The sequence below is a fragment of the Parabacteroides faecalis genome (genome assembly GCF_022809355.1).
Lineage (GTDB): Bacteria > Bacteroidota > Bacteroidia > Bacteroidales > Tannerellaceae > Parabacteroides > Parabacteroides faecalis.
Map to the genome: position 1 here is coordinate 51,491 of NZ_JAKZMM010000017.1, position 19,325 is coordinate 70,815.

A 19,325-nucleotide genomic window follows, 5' to 3' on the forward strand; every position below is an offset into this window, starting at 1 on the left:
TCGTTGGTTTTGTCGGAAAAGCCGGCGTATTTTGCCAAAAAGCCGGCGCAAATTCATCAAAAGCCGGCGTAAATTTTTTCATTTCCTATAGGCTTTTTATACGCATCCCTAAGTTTTCTATAAATCTAAAGAAATCAGGTATTTATGGATAAGTATAGGAACTGCGTATGAATCCAGCTCGTCTGTCGCTATTTGTTGGTAGTTCGATGAGAGATCGCCTGTATTTTCTACTTCGATTTGATAGAATGTCGCATAAAGAGTCTGATGAGACAGAACATGCTTGCGTACCGGACTTATGGTTTGTACCGTTATTTTTCCACAGCCCTGAAATACCTTTTTCCATTCTTCCATTTGAGATAAAGCTTCCCATTCGCATGGCTGTTCGGTTTCAATCAGCGGAAACTGATACAAACCTTTCCAAATATCATCATCTTGCCTTTTCTGAATCCAGGTAGTTTGTTTCTTATATATAATGTATAAGTAATGGAAATAACGGTTACGTGTTTTAATCTTTCCTTGCTTCTTTGGATAATCCGATACATTTTGCTGGAGATAAGCCATGCAAACATCGGCTAGGGGACAAATTGTACAATCGGGATTTTGCGGAACACATTGTAAGGCTCCCAGTTCCATGATAGCCTGGTTGTGCAAACCAGCCTGCTGGTGCGATAGCAAAGAAGAAGCCAGTTCGGCAAAAACTTTCTTTCCTTGCGTAGTGTCGATAGGCGTTTCGATGGCAAACAGACGTGAAAGTACCCGATAAACATTTCCATCGACAACGGCGTAGGGTTTATTCCAGGCAAAAGAGACAATAGCTGCGGCTGTATAATCGCCAATGCCTTTCAATGATTTTACGTCTGAGTAGTCGGTCGGAAACTTGCCTCCGAATTGCTGCATGATCGTCTTTGCTGCCGTATGTAAGTTCCTTGCCCGGCTGTAATAACCTAATCCTTGCCAGTATTTCAGGACTTCATCTTCTGAAGCCTCGGCCAATGCTTGCACATTCGGGAAACGGGCAACGAACCGATTGAAATAATCTAGTCCCTGTGCTACGCGTGTTTGTTGTAAAATGATTTCGGAAATCCAGATAATGTAAGGATTTGTTGTTTCTCTCCAAGGCAATTCCCTGCGGTTTGTCTGGTACCAAGTAATGAGTTTATTGCTGATATAAGTGTCATTATTCGTCTCTATCTTCATGAAAGTCTGTGTTAAATGAATTACATAACTGATTGACATGTGCAAACATACGGATATAATCAGGAATAAGCAGAAATATTTTTCCTAAAAAATGCGATAGAATTACTTTTTCTCTTCAAGAAAAAGCTATATATTTGCATTCCAAAAAATTATAAGGTCCAATTAATTAAATAAATTATAAGACATGACGAAAGCAGATATTGTTAGCGAGATTTCAAAAAGTACTGGTATTGATAAACAAACAGTATTGGCAAGCGTGGAATCATTCATGGAAATAGTTAAAGGTTCTTTAGCTAAGAATGAAAACGTTTATTTGAGAGGTTTCGGTAGTTTTATTGTGAAGAAGAGAGCACAAAAAACAGCTCGTAACATTTCAAAGAATACGACAATTATTATTCCAGAACATAATATTCCTTCATTCAAGCCCGCGAAAACGTTTTTGAATGAAGTAAAATAAGTAAAATTTATACGTTTAATCTTTTAAATTTTTAAAGCGATGCCAAGCGGAAAGAAAAGAAAAAGACATAAAATGTCTACTCACAAGCGTAAAAAAAGACTGAAGAAAAACAGACATAAGAAGAAGTAAGTCTTTTTTTGTGTCAAAAGAACAAACTTAATAAGAGACCTTTTAAGTTTGTTCTTTGCTTATTTTATAAGGTCTCCATTCTTAAATGAAACCTGAAGTGATTAGTGAATTAGTTGTAAATGTTGAACCCCAGGAAATGTCGATTGCCGTACTGGAAGACAAGAATCTGGTAGAGCTTCAGAAAGAAGCCCGGAATCTTCAGTTTGCGGTAGGCGATATTTATTTAGGCAAGGTGAAGAAACTGATGCCGGGGTTGAATGCTGCGTTCATTGATGTAGGGTATAAAAAGGATGCATTTCTTCATTATCAAGATTTAGGATCGAACTTCAACATGCAGCAGAAGTATTTGAAACAGGTCTTGTCTGATCCTAAAAAGGCTGTTTCTATATCGAAGTTGCAAAACGAACCGGAAATCGAGAAAGACGGAAGTATTGGGGATATTCTGAAAATCGGTCAGGAAGTTTTGGTGCAGATCGCCAAAGAACCGATTTCAACAAAAGGTCCGCGTCTGGCTTCCGAGTTATCATTCGCCGGCAGATACATTGTTTTGATTCCTTTTGGCGATAAGGTTTCTGTTTCTTCCAAGATCAAGACATCGGAAGAACGTGCCCGGTTGCGCCAATTGATTCAGAGTATCAAACCGAAGAATTTTACGGTGATTGTTCGTACTTCTGCCGAAGGAAGACGAGTTGCTGAACTCGATCATGAACTTAGGACTCTGGTAGCGCGCTGGGAAGAAAGTATTGCTAAGCTCTCGAAAGATAAGAATCCTTCTTTAATCTATGAAGAGACAGGACGTGCGGTGGCTTTGTTGCGCGACATTTACAATCCTTCGTTCCAGAATATCTATGTGAACGATCCGGATGTCTATAATAGTATTCGGGCGTATGTGAGCCTGATTGCTCCCGGAAGTGAGAATATTGTACAATTATATACCGGCGGATTACCTATCTTTGATAATTTTGCAATTACCAAGCAAATAAAATCTTTATTCGGACGTACAGTAACGTATAAGAGCGGTGCTTATTTGGTGATCGACCATACGGAAGCCATGCACGTCATTGATGTGAACAGTGGTAACCGGGCGAAGAGCAGCGAAGATCAGGAACAAACAGCTATGGAAGTCAATCTGGCTGCTGCCGATGAAATTGCCCGTCAGTTGCGCCTGCGAGATATGGGCGGAATTATTGTGGTCGATTTTATAGATATCCATGATAATGCGAATAAGCAGAAACTTTTCGAGCACATGACAAAAGCAATGGCTTGCGATCGGGCAAAACACAATATTTTGCCTTTGAGTAAGTTCTGCCTGATGCAGATAACACGTCAGCGTGTTCGTCCGGCGATGGATGTTGAAACCTCTGAGACTTGTCCCGCCTGCTATGGTTCTGGTACCGTGAAACCCTCTATTTTGTTTACGGATAGTTTGGAGGGAAAGATTGATTGTCTCGTCAATAAACATCATTTGAAGAAATTCACCCTACATATCCATCCTTATGTGGCAGCTTATGTGAATAAAGGGTTATTCCCTTTAAGTTGGCAATGGAAGATGAAATATACACATGGGCTAAAGATTGTCCCAAACCAAAGTCTTGCATTTTTGGAATATAAGTTTTTCGATGAAAATAACAATGAATTGGATATGAAAGAAGCGCAAGAAGGCAAAGGCTGATCGCTCCTTTTATAGTATGAAATAAACGCCGGTAAGTTCACTTTTCAGTTTGACTTATCGGCGTTTTACTTTATTCATCTGTTATTATCTTCTCCCCAAATCATCATACAGCGTTTGCAGGATAGCTTTTCCCTTTTCAAGCCGTTGTTCGCGTTGCTGGGCATCCGATTCTTGAATAACCCGATTGCTTTCGTTGTCATATACCGAATAACCGGTACTGTCGATGTATGCGAAACCGTTTCCGAAGGTATAGAAAGCAAATGGTTCGTGTGTCAGGATATTCTTACTGAAACGGAATTCTTCGTGTGGAAGATCCAACTGGCTCAGTAATGTTGCTGCCAAGTCTGTCTGGTTACATAAGGTAGAAATCACACGCGGCTCTCTAATGGCTCCTCCCAACCAAAGCATCGGAATGTGATAACGAAGCGGTTCGTAGTCTTTTACCTTGTCGGGATAGCGGAAGCCGTGATCAGCTGTCAGGATGATAAGCAGGTTGTCCCATACCGGTGTTTCCTTGACTTTACGGACGAAGGCTCCGAGGCAGCTGTCGGTAAATGCCACTGAATTAAGATAAGGATGTTCGAAATGATGATAAGGCACTTCGAAAGGCTCGTGACTGCTTAACGTGAGGAATGTTGTCATCCACGAGTCTGTTTCTGAAGCCCTGTCTTTGATTACCTGATATAAATGATTGAAGGTGACATTATCATTGGCTCCCCATTTGTTCAGCCGTTCCGAAATCGGGAAGTCCTTATCGGATGTGATGGCTGCATATCCCGAGTTATAGAAATAACTCTGCATGTTGGTAAAGTTAATATCTCCGCCATAAAGCATATCGCATGTATAGCCTTGTCTGTTCAGACTGTGGGCGATCGATGGAAGTGTCTGGCTTTTGGCTGGATACTTCATAATCGATGTGGTAGGTTGTGCCAAATATCCGTTAAGGATGGATACTAATCCGCGGTCTGTCCGGAATGAATTGGCATACAAATGATCGAATAAGATACCTTCTTTACTCAGTTCGTTCAGATTGGGTGTTACATGGGCTTCTCCTCCAGTCGTTGCAATGGCATTGGCCGAAAAGCTTTCCAGAATGATGATCAGGATATTTGGCCGGGTAACATTCAATAAACGACAAGTATCAGGAGTCAGTTCATTCTGTGCACCGTATCGGTCTGCAAAGAGCTTCTCCCGTTTTTCTTCGGGGAAGAAATTAAACTGTTCGGCAAAGTCCTGTTGTTTGGAGATGGAAGTCAACAGACTGAAGCATGGGTTAATGGCCGAATGATTTAGAAAGGTGTTGTCGCTGTAATAAACCATGCCGACATTGGCGGTCGAAGTCGTTACGCCTCCTCGAATTGGAATAAACATCAGGCCTCCTAATACTAAGATGGCTAACGAAGTCAACCATCGGTTTCCGGCAGACTTGAAGTCTGCCATTGGCAAAACTAGTTTTGCCAGGTATTTATAAGCCAGATAAGCGTAAATCAAAAAGGCTACACTCTGGACCGGAAACAAGCCGGCAGGAACGCTGGCCAAAGCATCTCCCGGTGATTTCAGGTAGAAGAGCACTGTCGCATCCATACGGAAGCCCCAAAAAGCATAAAGGGCAACATCCACAACAAAGATGGCTGCAATGATAATGGCCATGATTAGGAAATAACCCTTCAGTGTCTTGCGAAGCCAATCCCCATTATACCAAACCGAAATAAGGACGAATAATAAAGGGAGTGCCGTCAGATAACCGGCCACTGTCAAGTCAAGTTTCAATCCATGCCAGATGACTTGGAAATAATCGGCTACACTCAGCGTCTCTGTCATGCTTCTGTTATAGAAGAGAAACCAAGGTTTCTGTATGATGAAGACCGGTAGCCAGGCAAGAAAGAGGAGAATAAGAAAAAGAATTCTTTTCTTCATAGGAAACAGATAAAAAACGAGGTTATGAAGGTTCTGCCAGGCAGAGATCATAACCTCGTTATAGTGTTTGTATTTTATTTGTTATACAGCTTTTCCCGTAATTCAGCGATGGCCGGATCAGAGATATAATCATCGTATTCCATCATCTTATCGATGATTCCGTTTGGTGTCAGTTCGATGATTCGGTTAGCCACGGTCTGAATGAATTCGTGGTCATGGCTGGCGAACAAAACATTTCCTTTAAATGTCTTCAAGGTGTTGTTGAAGGCTTGGATTGATTCCAAATCCAAGTGGTTGGTCGGTGTATCGAGGATGAGGCAGTTGGCATCCGTCAACATCATCCGCGAAATCATACAACGCATCTTTTCACCTCCAGACAAGACACTTACTTTCTTCAACAGTTCTTCACCCGAGAATAGCATTCTTCCCAAGAAACCTTTCAGGAATACTTCGTTAGTATCAGGCGAGAATTGAGATAACCAGTCGATCAGGTTATAATCTGAATTGAAGTAGTTGGTATTATCCAACGGAAGATAAGAAGTCGTGATGGTCTGTCCCCACTGATAAGTTCCGGCATCTGGTTTCTCTTCTCCGTTGATGATTTGGAACAAGGCTGTCATGGCACGCGGGTCATGGCTGATGAAGACAATCTTATCATCTTTCTCGACATTAAAGTTCAAATCCTTGAACAGATACTTGCCTTCGATGCTCTTGGTTAATCCCTTCACTTCCAAAATCTGATTTCCCGGTTCGCGGTTCGGTGTAAACAAAATACCCGGATAGCGGCGTGAAGATGGTTTGATTTCTTCGATGTTCAGTTTTTCCAACATCTTCTTGCGGCTTGTCGTCTGCTTTGATTTAGCCACATTGGCACTAAAGCGACGGATAAACTCTTCCAGTTCCTTCTTCTTTTCTTCCGCCTTCTTGTTCTGTTGCTGTTGCTGACGCAATGCTAACTGACTTGATTCGTACCAGAAGCTATAGTTACCGGCAAACAATTGCAGTTTTCCGTAGTCGATGTCGACTGTATGCGTACAAACGGAGTCGAGGAAGTGACGGTCGTGACTAACTACCAATACGGTATGTTCGAAGTTTGAAAGGTAGTTTTCCAACCATGAAACCGTTTCCAAGTCCAAATCGTTGGTAGGCTCGTCGAGGAGCAGATTATCCGGCTGACCGAATAAAGCACGTGCCAACAAGACACGGACTTTCTGCTTACCACTCAAGTCTTTCATTAACATATAATGCAGGTCTTCACCAATGCCCAAACCACTCAGCAGAGCTGCTGCATCGCTTTCGGCATTCCAACCTTCTATTTCTGCAAATTTCTCTTCCAGTTCTGAAACGCGGATACCGTCTTCGTCGCTGAAATCAGGTTTGGCATACAAAGCATTCTTTTCGCTCATGATTTCCCATAAGGTTGTATGTCCCATCAATACGGTATCCATGACGGTAAATTCATCAAAAGCGAAGTGATCCTGTGCCAGGACAGACAGACGTTCGCCCGGTCCCATGGAAATAGATCCTCTTGTCGGGTCCAATTGTCCGCTTATCACTTTCAAGAACGTAGATTTACCGGCTCCGTTAGCACCGATAATACCATAACAGTTGCCCGGCGTAAATTTCAGATTCACATCTTGAAACAAGATTCTTTTGCCGAACTGTACATCCAGATTGTTTACTGTAATCATATATTTAATTGAGTAAGTTTATCAGATATAGTAGAAAACCTAGGCAAAGATACGGAGAATTTACGAAAGTAACCAGTGGGCGGACGGGTTTTCCGCCTTTATTTCTTGATGAGCCGGTATCCTCTTCTTACAAATATGGGTAATCAAAGTTTTCAGGGCTGTTATCAATTCTTTAGTTCACGCCGCGGATTACTTAGTTCACACCGTGGATTAAGTAGTTCACGTCGTGGATTACTTAGTTCACGCCGTGAACTAAAGAATATCTGGGCATATCTGAAAGTTTTTCTGCCGTCTTGTAACAGAATATACGGGTTGTTCTGAAAAATACAGGCAGGTATTTTATAGAAAAATGGGCGGTAAAGTATGAAATTCAATCAAAATACCTATATTTGAGCCATTAATTAAAAGAGAAAAAGAATATGACACTTATTGTTGTAATTGCGGTTGTAGTATTATTGTTATTTTGGGTAATGTCTTTATACAACCGTCTGGTAAAGTTAAGAAACAATCGGGAAAATGCTTTTGCCGATATAGATGTGCAGCTGAAACAACGGCATGATCTGGTGCCGCAGCTGGTTGCGACGGTCAAGGGATATGCCTCACATGAAAAGGAAACATTAGACCGGGTCATCGCTGCCCGCAATGGAGCCGTTGCCGCCAAGTCGATCGACGACAAGATTCAGGCAGAGAATATGCTGACTTCCGCTTTGTCGGGCTTGAAGGTTACCCTGGAAGCCTATCCGGATCTGAAGGCCAACCAGAACTTTATCCAGTTGCAGGAAGAAATTTCAGACTTGGAAAATAAACTGGCTTCGGTACGCCGCTATTTCAATTCCGCTACCCGTGAATTGAACAATGCCGTCGAGACTTTCCCGTCTAACCTGATTGCCGGTATGTTTGGTTTCCATAAAGAAATGATGTTTGATCTGGGTGAACAGCGTGCTACGCTGGAAGAAGCTCCGAAAATTAGTTTTTAACGTATGAAATATGTCGGAATTCAGACACAGCAGAGCAGGAACAACGTGCGGTCGTTGTTTCTGCTCTGTTTGTTTCCCTGCCTGGTGGTGGGGCTGACTTACCTGTTCTGCTTTTTATTGCATTATCTTTCGATGTCGGACGACCAGACGGATATGTCGCTGGTCATTCTGTATACGAATGATATGTTCCTGCATGTTGTTCCGTATGTCATCGGAGGTGTATTGATTTGGTTCTTGATTGCCTATTTTGCCAATACAAGTATCATTCGTTCTGCTACGGGTGCGGTTCCGCTGGAACGTAAGGATAACAAGCGGGTATATAACCTGGTGGAAAACCTTTGTATGAGTCAGGGTATGAAGATGCCTAAGATCAATGTGATAGACGATGATTCGTTGAATGCATTCGCCAGTGGAATTGACGAACGGACTTATACCGTGACGCTTTCGAAAGGTATTATCGACAAGTTGAATGATGAAGAACTGGAAGGCGTTATAGCGCACGAACTGACGCATATCCGGAACCATGATGTCCGATTACTGATCGTTTCTATTGTGTTTGTCGGAATCTTTGCGATGATTGCTCAAATCTGTATGCGTTGGGTCTATTATTCATCATGGGCTCCGCGCCGGCGTGACGAGAAAGGAAACGGGGCAATTGTCATTATGTTGTTGGCATTGCTGGTAGCTGCAATCGGTTACTTCTTTGCTACTTTGATGCGGTTTGCCATTTCCCGCAAACGAGAATATCTGGCTGATGCTGGAGCAGCCGAGATGACGCGGAATCCGTTGGCGTTGGCAAGTGCTTTACGGAAGATTTCGGCAGATCCGGATATCGAAGCCGTAGATCGGGCAGATGTTGCCCAGTTGTTTATCCAGCATCCGGGCAAACAGGCGATGGGCTTTCTGGATAGTCTGAATGGTCTGTTTGCAACGCATCCGCCCATTGAAAAGCGGATTCAGATACTCGAGCAGTTTTGAGTAAGCTGATCTAGGAAATTATAAGAGTGTAGTGCCATGAATAAATTATGTATGTTGTTGACCTTCTGCTTGTGGTGTGTCATGTCGTATGCCGGACAGGATGATCCTCAAGTAAAAGGCCGTTTGATCGATGCGGAAAGTGGAGCCGCGATTGATTTTGCAGATGTGTTTTTGTTCAGAACCGGCGAAACTCAGCCGGTTAAACAGACCTTTCCCGACAAGAGCGGGGTATTTGGCTTTACGGATGTTTCAGACGGGAATTATACGCTGATGGTTCGTCTGGTAGGCTATGATATTTATGCCAGCCAGCCTTTGCAGATTACTGCCCAGGCACGAATCAATTTGGGTGAAGTGCGGTTAAAACCTCTGGAAACGGGTTTGGCAGAAGTCGAAGTCGTGGCTGAGAAACGTCAGTTAGTGTATAAACTGGATAAGAAAGTGGTTGAAGCTTCTTCCAATATGATGGGAAGTGGCGGTTCGGCTGTTGACATTTTGGAGAATACACCTTCTATTCGGGTTGATGCCGAAGGCGAAGTTACTTTCCGGGGTAGTTCGGGCTTTTTGGTTTATATAGATGGAAAACCCAGTATCTTTACCGGAACGCAGGCTTTGGAACAGGTTCCGGCCGGACAGATTGAGAATATAGAGATTATTACAACGCCTTCGGCCAAACATGATACCGAGGGTGATGTTGGTATCATTAATATCATTACCAAGAAACATTTCTTGAAGGGATTGAGTGGTATGGTGAATTTGTCGGGAAGTACCTGGCTGACACGTCGGGGAGATTTCTTGCTGAACCAACAGAATAATCGTTCTCATTGGTTTATAGGAGGGCAATGGTCGGATAAATTGACAAGGAGTCATTCGGAAAAGCAATCTACCACATTGTATGGAGCCGATAGCTTTTCTTGGGATGCGGATGGATCGAGTGTTGGGAACAGATTCAATCATTCCCTGAAAGCTGGCTGGGGATTGGATTTGGATAAGACGGATCTAGAGATTACGGTAGAAGGCGGACATGGCGGACGAACCCATGATGAAGATATGGATTATCGGGAAACTCAGCTTGTGTCGGGACAGTCTCCTGTATCAGCTCAATATAAGAATAGGAACGAATTTGAGAATTCGGAAGACTTTGGGCAAGGAACGATTCAGTTAGGACATCGTTTTAACGAAGAAGGCCATCAGTTGGAAGCTTCGTTTTATTATAAATACGGTGGAAATTCCTTGGAATATTCATTGAACGAGCTGAATGATATGCAGGGAAATCGTCAGGATGGAATGTGTTACTACGAATCTGAGTATAGAAAAACACTGCGTGGAAACTTGGATTATACTTTACCCTTGTTTGGAAAAGCTAAGTTGGAAGCCGGTTATCAGTATAGTTCTTACTTGGAAGATGGAGATTATGAGATGGCTTGGTGGAATCCGAGTACCGGGCAGTTGGAAAAACAACCGGAAGCCTATAATACGTTTTACTTTAGGGAAGCATTGAATTCTGTATATGCTATATTATCAGGCTCATGGAAACAAATGGAAGCCCAGGTTGGTCTGCGTGGAGAACATACATATACACGCCTGACATCTTCTATACCGGATGCCAGCCGGACAAATAAACGTTTTGAAGTTTTTCCTTCTGTCCATGTAGGGTATAATTTGCCTCATGAACAGCGGCTTCAAGTGGCTTATTCATACCGGACAACCCGTCCTCAGCTTTGGTTTATGGAACCTTATATTACGTATAATGATTTTTATTCGGCAGTTATAGGTAATCCTGATATCCGTCCGGAATATATTAACTCTTTTGAAATGAATTACCGGAAAGCTTTTGGTGAGAACCAGGTATCGGCCACTTTGTTTCATCGTTCCCGTAAAGATAAAATAGAGCGCTTGCGCGTTCCTTATACCGAAGGAGTCACGCTTGATTCGATGGCCAATGTGGGACGAGACTATTCAACTGGTCTTGAGTTGAGTGTATCATTGCATCCGGTTCGTTGGTGGAATACAACGGTGAATGGAAATGTATATCATTATCTGGTGAAGAATGAATTGTCGGCTGGAGGAAAAAAAGAATCGAGTACGAACTATGATATCCTTTGGAACAACTTGTTTACATTAGGAAAATATACCCGGTTACAATTGGACGGTAGTTTTGTAGGACCTTCGGTAACGACTCAGGGACGAACCGATTCGTATTGGTATGCCAATGTGGCTGTCCGGCATCAGTTGTTTGATCGGAGACTGACGGCCACGTTGGCTTTTAAAGATATTTTCCGTTCAGCCTATTATGTGAATGATATCCAGACGTCTGATTTGCGTTTACTTACAAAAATCAGACCCCGATATCCTCAAATCCTGTTAACCATCAGTTATACATTCAATAGTTTCAAGTCGAAGGCTTCGCAGGAAAAAGAGGATAGAAATGAATTGTTTGAAGGGGCGCGAAATTGACATTCTGGAAATAAATCAAGGGCTAAGCAAATGGTTTCGTGATTAAATGCTTACCTTTGCACATCAGATTTGAAGAATAGAATATGCAAACGACAGGTATTACATTTCCTGCGGAATGGTATCCGCAGAGTGCGGTACAACTGACTTGGCCGCATGAAGATACAGATTGGGCTCCGATTCTGGATGAAGTGACGGCTTGCTTTGTTGAGATTGCCCGAGAAATCATGAAGCGTGAGAAACTGCTGATTGTATGTCAGAGTGAAGAAGACGTGCGGAATCAATTAGGTGAAGTAGATGAAGAGCGCGTTCGTTTTGTAGAGATGCCGACGAATGATACGTGGGCAAGAGATCATGGAGGAATTTCTGTGTTCGATACGTTCGGACCGACAGTATATGATTTCGTCTTTAACGGTTGGGGAATGAAATTCCCGGCAGGAAAAGATAACCAGATAACCCGGAATTTATTTCATGAAGGTATTTTTGCCGATCGGATTCAACCAGCCAACATGGCTCCGTTCGTATTGGAAGGTGGCAGTATCGAATCGGATGGACAAGGAACCTTGATGACAACCGCCGAATGTTTGTTGTCGTTGAACCGAAATGAATACATGCAGCGGGAAGAAATAGAGAATCATTTGAAAGATATTTTCGGACTTTCCCGTATATTGTGGATAGAGAATGGATTTCTGGTGGGCGATGATACCGATAGTCATGTGGATACATTGGCCCGCTTCTGCAAGGAAGATACGATTGCGTATGTTCAGTGTACAGATGAATCTGATGTACATTATGATGAATTGCAAGCCATGGAGGAAGAAATCAAAGCTTTTCGTCAACTTAACGGTGAACCCTATAAACTGATAGCGTTGCCGATGGCAGATGAGGTTATTTGGGAAGGCGAACGCTTGCCGGCAACGTATGCCAACTTCCTGATCATAAACGGGGCGGTATTGCTTCCATTCTACAATTCGCCGAAGGATGAAATTGCACGTAAAGCTTTGCAAGAAGCTTTCCCCGATCGGGAAATTGTAGGAATCAATTGTTTGTCGTTAATTAAGCAACATGGATCGTTGCATTGCGTAACCATGCAGTATCCGGAAGGTTTTATTGAATAAAAAGAATATGAAGGTAGGATTAGTACAACAGAAGAATACGGCAGATATTCCGGCTAATATTCAGAAATTGCAGGATAATATCCGGAAAGCGGCTGCCATGGGTGCCGAATTAGTCGTGTTGCAGGAATTGCATAACGGACTTTATTTCTGTCAAACGGAAAATACAGAAATATTCAATCAGGCAGAATCGATACCTGGTCCTTCAACAGAAACATTCGGAAAACTGGCAAAAGAATTAGGAATAGTTTTGGTTTTGTCGTTGTTCGAACGTCGCGCTCCGGGTTTGTATCATAATACGGCTGTTGTGTTGGAGAAGGATGGAAGCATTGCAGGAAAATATCGGAAGATGCATATTCCGGATGATCCGGCTTATTACGAGAAATTCTATTTTACGCCGGGTGATTTAGGTTTTGAGCCAATTGATACATCCGTAGGTCGGTTGGGCGTTTTGGTTTGTTGGGATCAATGGTATCCTGAAGCTGCCCGACTGATGGCCATGCGTGGTGCCGAAATGTTAATTTATCCGACAGCAATTGGCTGGGAGAGCACAGATACGGAGGAAGAAAAGAAGAGACAGCTGAATGCCTGGATTACCGTACAACGTGGCCATGCAGTAGCGAACGGACTTCCGGTTATTACTGTAAACCGAACGGGACATGAACCGGATCCTTCCGGACAAACCAATGGAATTCAGTTCTGGGGAAACAGTTTCGTTGCCGGACCACAGGGTGAATTATTGGCAGAATTTACGAATGAACAGGAAGAAGTACGTGTTGTAGAGGTGGATAAAAACCGAAGTGAAAATGTACGTCGCTGGTGGCCTTTCTTCCGGGATCGTCGGATTGATGCTTTTGATGGACTGACAAAGCGCTTTTTGGTTAAGTAAATACCTCGAGAGAAAGAATATCCTTTCTTTTTATAGAAACGAATAGTGGCGGAATAGACAATGGATATTGTTTGTTCCGTCGTTTTTATAAGCTTGTCTTAATTTATCTGTGCTACTTTTCTGAAAGATTATTTGTAAATGAGTTTGTAGCATAAGAAATAAGCATTATATTTGTGCCGTTAGTCCTCGCCAAGCCTCTTAGCAATGCTCAAATAGGTGAGGCTTTTTCTTATAAAGAACTATGGAAATTTTTACGAAAAGATATTCTTCTCCAAGAGAACTTGTACAGCGTCTTAAATCAAGAGGGCTGGTAATTGATAATGAGCAACGTGCTGAAGCATATATAATCAATATCGGATATTATAGATTGAGTGCATATATGTATCCGTATTTGTCAATGCCCAAGACAAATCACATTTTCAAAAAAGAAGTTTCGTTTGATAATATATTAGATTTATATCGCTTTGATAAAAAATTAAGAGTACTGCTGTTCAATGAAATTGAGAAGATTGAAATAGCATTTAAAGAAGCTGTAGCTAATATAACTTCGCAAATGACAGGTGATATCTTTTGGATGACAAATTCGAAGTATTTTAAAAGTCAAATTGTTTACAGTAAAACTTATTTTCTTATAGAGGCAGAATACAATAAGTCTACTGAAGATTTTATCAAACATTTCAAATGTAAATACCTAGATCCTTTTGCCCCAGCTTGGATGTTGTCTGAAATAATTCCATTTGGTATAACTATTCAATTATATAGGAATCTTATGGATCAGCGCATTAGAAAGCAGATCTCTAAAAGGTTTTATTTACAACCGCAGGCTTTAGAGTCTTGGATGACAACAATTGCACTTACACGAAATGCCTGTTGTCATCATTCCCGTGTATGGAACAAGGTTAACTCTATAATTCCTGCTGATGCCAAAAAGATGATACGCCCTTGGATTACTATGCCAGTTGCTAAGAATAGAATTTATTTTAATATCTGCATGATTAAATATTTTATGAATATAATATCTCCTAACAATGACTTAAAAGCTAAATTGAATAATTTATTCGTTAGGTTTCCTCAGATAGATTTGAAAGCTATGGGCTTTCCTCTTGGTTGGGAAAGAGAACCTTTGTGGGTATAAATATTTGTCTCTTGATATTTATACCCAATGCATCATCTATATGCAACTTATCGTATTTCGTTTGGCTAGCTTTATCCCTCTAACTTCGGCAATTTCAGTACGAAACGGATAAGAGAAACAAATACCCGGCCATACTTTTCCAACTTGATTTGTCCTACACCACGGATAAGATTGAAATCTCCCAGTGTGATCGGTTTTTGAGCAACCATGTCTTCGAGTGAATCATCCGTAAAGATATGGTATGCCGGACGCGATTCTCGGTCGGCCAGTTGTTTGCGAAGTTGTTTTAATGCATCCCATAGAATTTCATCCACAGACTCCGACTCGATTGGACGGATTGGCTGAGCTTTGAATCCTTTTTTCTCAGAACCAGTCTTCGCTTTCTTTTTCTCAGGCTCCGGTGGAATATATTTGGCTAGCTGGGCCGTAGCCTTCCCATACAACACCTTTGTGCCAAGAGCTGTAACCTTCAATCGGTTGGCATGGGCATAATCAATTTCCAGAAAACCTAACTGAATCATCTGATAAATGTATTCTTTCCATTCCATATACGAAAGGTCACGACCGGCTCCGTACGTTTTAATATGGTGAAATCCTTTTTCTATCAGTTCTGTTCGGACTGCTCCACGCAGGATATGAATCAGCATTTCAACCCCGATTTGCTGATTGGTACGAACTACGGCACTGAGCGCTTTTTGCACTAAAATACTTCCGTCGAAACGTAGAGGTGGGTTTTTGCATACGTCGCAGTTTCCACAATCCTTTTCCACCTCTTCTCCAAAGTAGCTGAGCAGGATTCGACGGCGACAAACATCTGTTTCGCAATACCGCTGCATTCGGTTGAGCTTCTCCAGATTAACTTCTACTTGTCCGCTTTCTTCTGCAAATTGGCGGAGGACAATTAAATCGCTCATGGAATAGAACAACAACGTATCACTCTTGGCTCCATCTCGTCCGGCACGGCCAATTTCCTGATAATAGTTCTCAATGCTTCCCGGCATATTGAAATGGATTACCCAGCGGATATTGCTTTTATCAATTCCCATTCCGAAGGCTACCGTTGCACAGACAACATCTACCCGGTCGTGGATGAAATCATTCTGAGCCTGTTCCCTTTTTTGTGGAGATAATCCCGCATGATAGGCGGTTGCCTTGATTTGGAACAATGACAGTTCTTCTACCAGCATCTCTGTGTCACTCCGTTTCATGCAGTAGATAATCCCACATTGGTCACGATGTTGGCGTATAAAGTGGACAATAGATTTGATCTTCTCTTTCTTGTTCAATCCTCGGCGGACCGTCAGCGATAGATTCGGCCGGTCGAAAGACGAAATAAATACTTGAGGATTATTGAGTCTGAGTTGCTCGATAATATCTGTTCGGGTCACTTTGTCGGCGGTAGCAGTCAACGCAATGACCGGAACGTTGGAAAAACGTTCTTTCAGAATAGCCAGTTGCGTATATTCCGGACGGAAATCATGTCCCCAGTGTGATACACAATGAGCTTCGTCAATGGCTATCAACGATATATCCAGGCGAGGCAAGAACCAGTCGGCTTCAGCCTTTACCCGTTCGGGCGAGATATAAAGTAACTTGATCTTCCCTTGGATACAAAGCTGTTTGACTTGCTGCTGCTCGCTGTCACTCATCATACTATTTAATGATGCTGCCGGAATACCATTCGCTATCAATCCCTCCACCTGATCTTTCATCAGGGCAATCAGCGGAGAGATGACTAATGTAATACCCGGCAGGTAAATAGCAGGCAGCTGATAGCAAATTGATTTACCACCACCCGTAGGCATTAAAACCAACGCATCTTTCTTTTGCAAGATATGTTGGATGATTTCGGCCTGTAACGGACGAAACTCGGAATATCCGAAAAACTTCTTGAGCAATTGCTGTAATTCTTTCATACAGGTTTCTTGTTTTTATAATGATTGGTTATCATGGCTGGAAAGGTTTAGTTCTTTCTTTCCAGCTCACGCAGATTCTCCATCTTCTTCCGTTGCATGAATTCATAAATACCTTCCAAATGTTCTGTTACACGTTGATGGCCGAATTCATAGACTTTCGTTACCAGACCATCCAGGAAGTCACGGTCGTGTGATACGACAATCAATGTTCCGTCAAAATCAAGCAACGCCTGTTTCAGGATGTCTTTTGTCTTCATGTCCAAATGGTTGGTCGGCTCGTCAAGAATCAGTAAATTGACAGGTTCAAGCAACAGTTTGATCATGGCCAGACGGGTACGTTCACCACCCGACAAAACCTTTACCTTTTTCGCTGAGTTCTCTCCTCCGAACATAAAGGCGCCCAGCAAGTCTTTGATCTTATTTCGGATATCACCTTTGGCCACATCATCAATCGTCTGGAATACCGTCAGGTTTTCATCGAGCAGGGATGCCTGATTTTGGGCAAAATAACCAATCATGACATTATGCCCGATGGTCAGTTTCCCTTCGTGTTCGATTTCCTTCATGATACATTTTACCAAGGTTGATTTTCCTTCTCCGTTACGTCCCACGAAAGCGATCTTGTCACCACGTTCGATGGTCAGGTTGGCATGACGGAAAACAGTCTTGTCGCCGTAGCTCTTCGAGACATCTTCCAAAATGACCGGATATGAACCCGAACGTGGTGAAGGCGGAAACTTCAATCGTAAAGCCGATGTATCTTCTTCGTCCACTTCCAGCAATTCCAGTTTTTCCAGCATCTTTACCCGGCTTTGTACTTGCAGGGTCTTGGAATAAGTCCCTTTAAACCGTTCGATGAATTCTTTCGTTTCTGCAATAAACTTCTGCTGCTCGTCGTAGGCCTTTTGTTGTTGCTCGCGACGTTCTTTCCGCAGTTGCAGGTATTGGGAATAATTTACCTTATAATCATAGATACGTCCCATTGTCACTTCAATGGTACGTGTGGTAATATGATCGACAAAAGCACGGTCGTGACTGATCACAACCACCGCTTGTCCGCTTTCAATCAAAAAGTCTTCCAGCCATTGAATAGATTCGATATCCAGATGGTTGGTCGGCTCGTCGAGCAATAAGACATCCGGCTTTTGAAGCAGTAACTTGGCCAGCTCGATACGCATTCGCCAGCCGCCACTGAATTCGCTGGTCTGGCGATTAAAATCTTCCCGCTCAAAGCCCAAACCTAACAACGTCTTTTCAATGTCGGCATCATAATTGATTTCTTCGATCGAATAAAATTTCTCACTCAAGGCAGAAACCCGTTCAATCAGTTGCATATATTCATCCGATTCGTAGTCGGTACGGGTTTCGAGTTGATGGTTGATCGCATTAATTTCTGCTTCCATTTCATGCAGATGCGCAAAAGCCTGTGCTGTTTCTTCGAAAACGGTACGTCCGTCTTCTGTCATCAGATGTTGAGGCAAATAGGCAATAACCGTATCTTTCGGTGCAGAAACTTTTCCACGAGTTGGTTCGCGAACACCTGCTAGGATTTTCAGCAAGGTTGATTTGCCGGCTCCGTTTTTTCCCATCAGGGCAATCCGGTCTTTTTCATTAATTACAAAAGATATGTCCTGGAAAAGTGTACTTCCTCCAAATTCAACTGTCAATCCGTCTATAGAAATCATAAATTATTTTGATGTATCGTAATGAGTTTGCAAAGATAGCGATTAAGAATTAACAATTGAGGGATATGTAGGAAAAGTTAGAAGATTTTGCTTTTGGTCCTTGGGAAAAACAAATATATATATGAATGAGTGCTTATTTTCTTTATAGATTTAATTAAATAATTGTTTTATTGGTGTTTATAATCTTTAAAACTTAGTTCGGGATGAACTCTGAAATGTTTAATGGATTTTCCAAAACTGCCATCATCTTTTTTACCTGTAAAAGGATTCAATCCGGCTTCCACATCCAGGCTCCAATGTCTGGCAAGGCGAAATTCCAACCCCAAGTTTGGAGTCACAGTACCCCAATACAATGCATTGGTCTTAATACCCACAATAGCCCCTTTCTCCTTTTGGAGATCTGTTTGTGCCATGACAGTAAAAGAAATAGCACATAAAAGGCATGTAAATAACAATCGCTTTATCATAACCTTAGTTTTATCTTTGTTTCCGTTTATAAAATCTTATCAAATAATAATCTTGTTCTTGGTCTTTCTTGTACGTAATACAAAATTCATCAGGGAAAATTCTTGTATCAATAACTATTTTTGATACACCCACAAAAACAATGGAGTATTAGTTTAGCAATCGACATTTAACTCTATAAACTGTTCATTAGCCACCTACTTTACTCTCACTTCATCATAAGTATTATTATTTGTCATTTCATGCTACAAACATATGACTTTTAATTTTATAAAGCAAATTTAAAAGTGATTTTTTTTGATTAAAATCAAGTCAGTTCATCCCGAACTGCGCTATTGGTTTTGTGAGACATTTCATGGGCATTTCTTGGGATTACATGTGCCGTATCTGATCTATAATGTATCGGACATTAAATGGTTGGGTACTGAGAATGAACGCCATCAGGGCTGGGGAACAGGTGCCGGCATCAGTTATGGATATAGCTGGGTTTTAGGCAAGCATTGGAATATTGAAGCCACTTTAGGTGTCGGTTATTTGTATCTGGAATCAGACAAATATCCGTGTGCAAATTGCGGAACTAAGATTGAGACTGTCAAGAAACATTATGTAGGTCCTACTCAGGCAGCTGTCAGTGCGATTTATTTATTTTAA

The 19,325-nt window shown here is 42.0% G+C and carries 14 protein-coding genes and 1 pseudogene; 9 read left to right on the forward strand and 6 right to left on the reverse strand.

Features of this window, described 5'->3' with window-relative positions; genetic code table 11:
• Nucleotides 1-117 precede the first annotated feature (117 nt).
• On the reverse strand, nucleotides 118-1,197 hold the full coding sequence (gene mutY / locus MUN53_RS08305; protein ID WP_243324703.1) for an A/G-specific adenine glycosylase: 1,080 nt from the start codon (nucleotides 1,195-1,197) through the stop codon (nucleotides 118-120).
• A gap of 184 nt (nucleotides 1,198-1,381) precedes the next feature.
• Between mutY and MUN53_RS08310 the strand changes: the two genes are divergently transcribed.
• Together MUN53_RS08310 and MUN53_RS08315 are read left to right on the forward strand one after the other, a co-directional pair.
• Entirely contained in the window at nucleotides 1,382-1,654 is a 273-nt protein-coding gene (locus MUN53_RS08310) for an HU family DNA-binding protein (RefSeq protein WP_022457004.1), read from the forward strand.
• A gap of 226 nt (nucleotides 1,655-1,880) precedes the next feature.
• Nucleotides 1,881-3,455, forward strand: coding sequence for an Rne/Rng family ribonuclease (locus MUN53_RS08315; protein WP_243324704.1), 1,575 nt, complete (start codon nucleotides 1,881-1,883; stop codon nucleotides 3,453-3,455).
• An 84-nt stretch (nucleotides 3,456-3,539) separates the two neighbouring features.
• On the opposite strand, the gene MUN53_RS08320 is transcribed toward MUN53_RS08315, so the two are convergent.
• On the reverse strand, nucleotides 3,540-5,372 hold the full coding sequence (locus MUN53_RS08320) for an LTA synthase family protein (protein ID WP_243324706.1): 1,833 nt from the start codon (nucleotides 5,370-5,372) through the stop codon (nucleotides 3,540-3,542).
• A 74-nt stretch (nucleotides 5,373-5,446) separates the two neighbouring features.
• A complete protein-coding gene (locus MUN53_RS08325) occupies nucleotides 5,447-7,063 on the reverse strand; it encodes an ABC-F family ATP-binding cassette domain-containing protein (protein ID WP_243324709.1) in 1,617 nt (538 codons plus the stop codon).
• Between the two features lie 419 nt (nucleotides 7,064-7,482).
• Here MUN53_RS08325 and MUN53_RS08330 point away from each other — a divergent pair, with 419 nt between their 5' ends.
• The 6 genes from MUN53_RS08330 to MUN53_RS08355 all read left to right on the forward strand — a co-directional run bounded on the left by MUN53_RS08330 (nucleotide 7,483) and on the right by MUN53_RS08355 (nucleotide 14,608).
• Nucleotides 7,483-8,040, forward strand: a complete 558-nt coding sequence (locus MUN53_RS08330; RefSeq protein WP_022457008.1) for a LemA family protein — start codon at nucleotides 7,483-7,485, stop codon at nucleotides 8,038-8,040.
• A gap of 3 nt (nucleotides 8,041-8,043) precedes the next feature.
• Entirely contained in the window at nucleotides 8,044-9,018 is a 975-nt protein-coding gene (locus MUN53_RS08335) for a M48 family metallopeptidase (protein ID WP_022457009.1), read from the forward strand.
• Between the two features lie 36 nt (nucleotides 9,019-9,054).
• On the forward strand, nucleotides 9,055-11,472 hold the full coding sequence (locus MUN53_RS08340) for a TonB-dependent receptor (protein WP_022457010.1): 2,418 nt from the start codon (nucleotides 9,055-9,057) through the stop codon (nucleotides 11,470-11,472).
• An 83-nt stretch (nucleotides 11,473-11,555) separates the two neighbouring features.
• Nucleotides 11,556-12,587: an agmatine deiminase family protein gene (locus MUN53_RS08345; RefSeq protein ID WP_022457011.1), complete on the forward strand. Its 1,032-nt coding sequence runs from the start codon at nucleotides 11,556-11,558 to the stop codon at nucleotides 12,585-12,587.
• A 7-nt stretch (nucleotides 12,588-12,594) separates the two neighbouring features.
• A complete protein-coding gene (locus tag MUN53_RS08350; protein WP_243324710.1) occupies nucleotides 12,595-13,473 on the forward strand; it encodes a carbon-nitrogen hydrolase in 879 nt (292 codons plus the stop codon).
• 241 nt (nucleotides 13,474-13,714) lie between these two features.
• Nucleotides 13,715-14,608 carry an Abi family protein gene (locus tag MUN53_RS08355; RefSeq protein WP_243324711.1) on the forward strand — a complete coding sequence of 298 codons (894 nt, stop codon included), beginning with the start codon at nucleotides 13,715-13,717 and terminating at the stop codon, nucleotides 14,606-14,608.
• 71 nt (nucleotides 14,609-14,679) lie between these two features.
• On the opposite strand, the gene recQ is transcribed toward MUN53_RS08355, so the two are convergent.
• From recQ to MUN53_RS08370, 3 genes are all read right to left on the reverse strand, one after another.
• Nucleotides 14,680-16,524, reverse strand: coding sequence for a DNA helicase RecQ (gene recQ, locus MUN53_RS08360; protein ID WP_243324713.1), 1,845 nt, complete (start codon nucleotides 16,522-16,524; stop codon nucleotides 14,680-14,682).
• A 47-nt stretch (nucleotides 16,525-16,571) separates the two neighbouring features.
• Entirely contained in the window at nucleotides 16,572-18,209 is a 1,638-nt protein-coding gene (locus MUN53_RS08365) for an ABC-F family ATP-binding cassette domain-containing protein (protein WP_243324715.1), read from the reverse strand.
• 167 nt (nucleotides 18,210-18,376) lie between these two features.
• On the reverse strand, nucleotides 18,377-18,676 hold the full coding sequence (locus MUN53_RS08370) for a DUF3575 domain-containing protein (RefSeq protein ID WP_262918207.1): 300 nt from the start codon (nucleotides 18,674-18,676) through the stop codon (nucleotides 18,377-18,379).
• Between the two features lie 310 nt (nucleotides 18,677-18,986).
• On the opposite strand from MUN53_RS08370, the pseudogene MUN53_RS08375 reads away from it, so the two are divergent.
• Nucleotides 18,987-19,325 (forward strand): annotated as a pseudogene (locus MUN53_RS08375) (DUF3575 domain-containing protein); the annotation flags it as partial.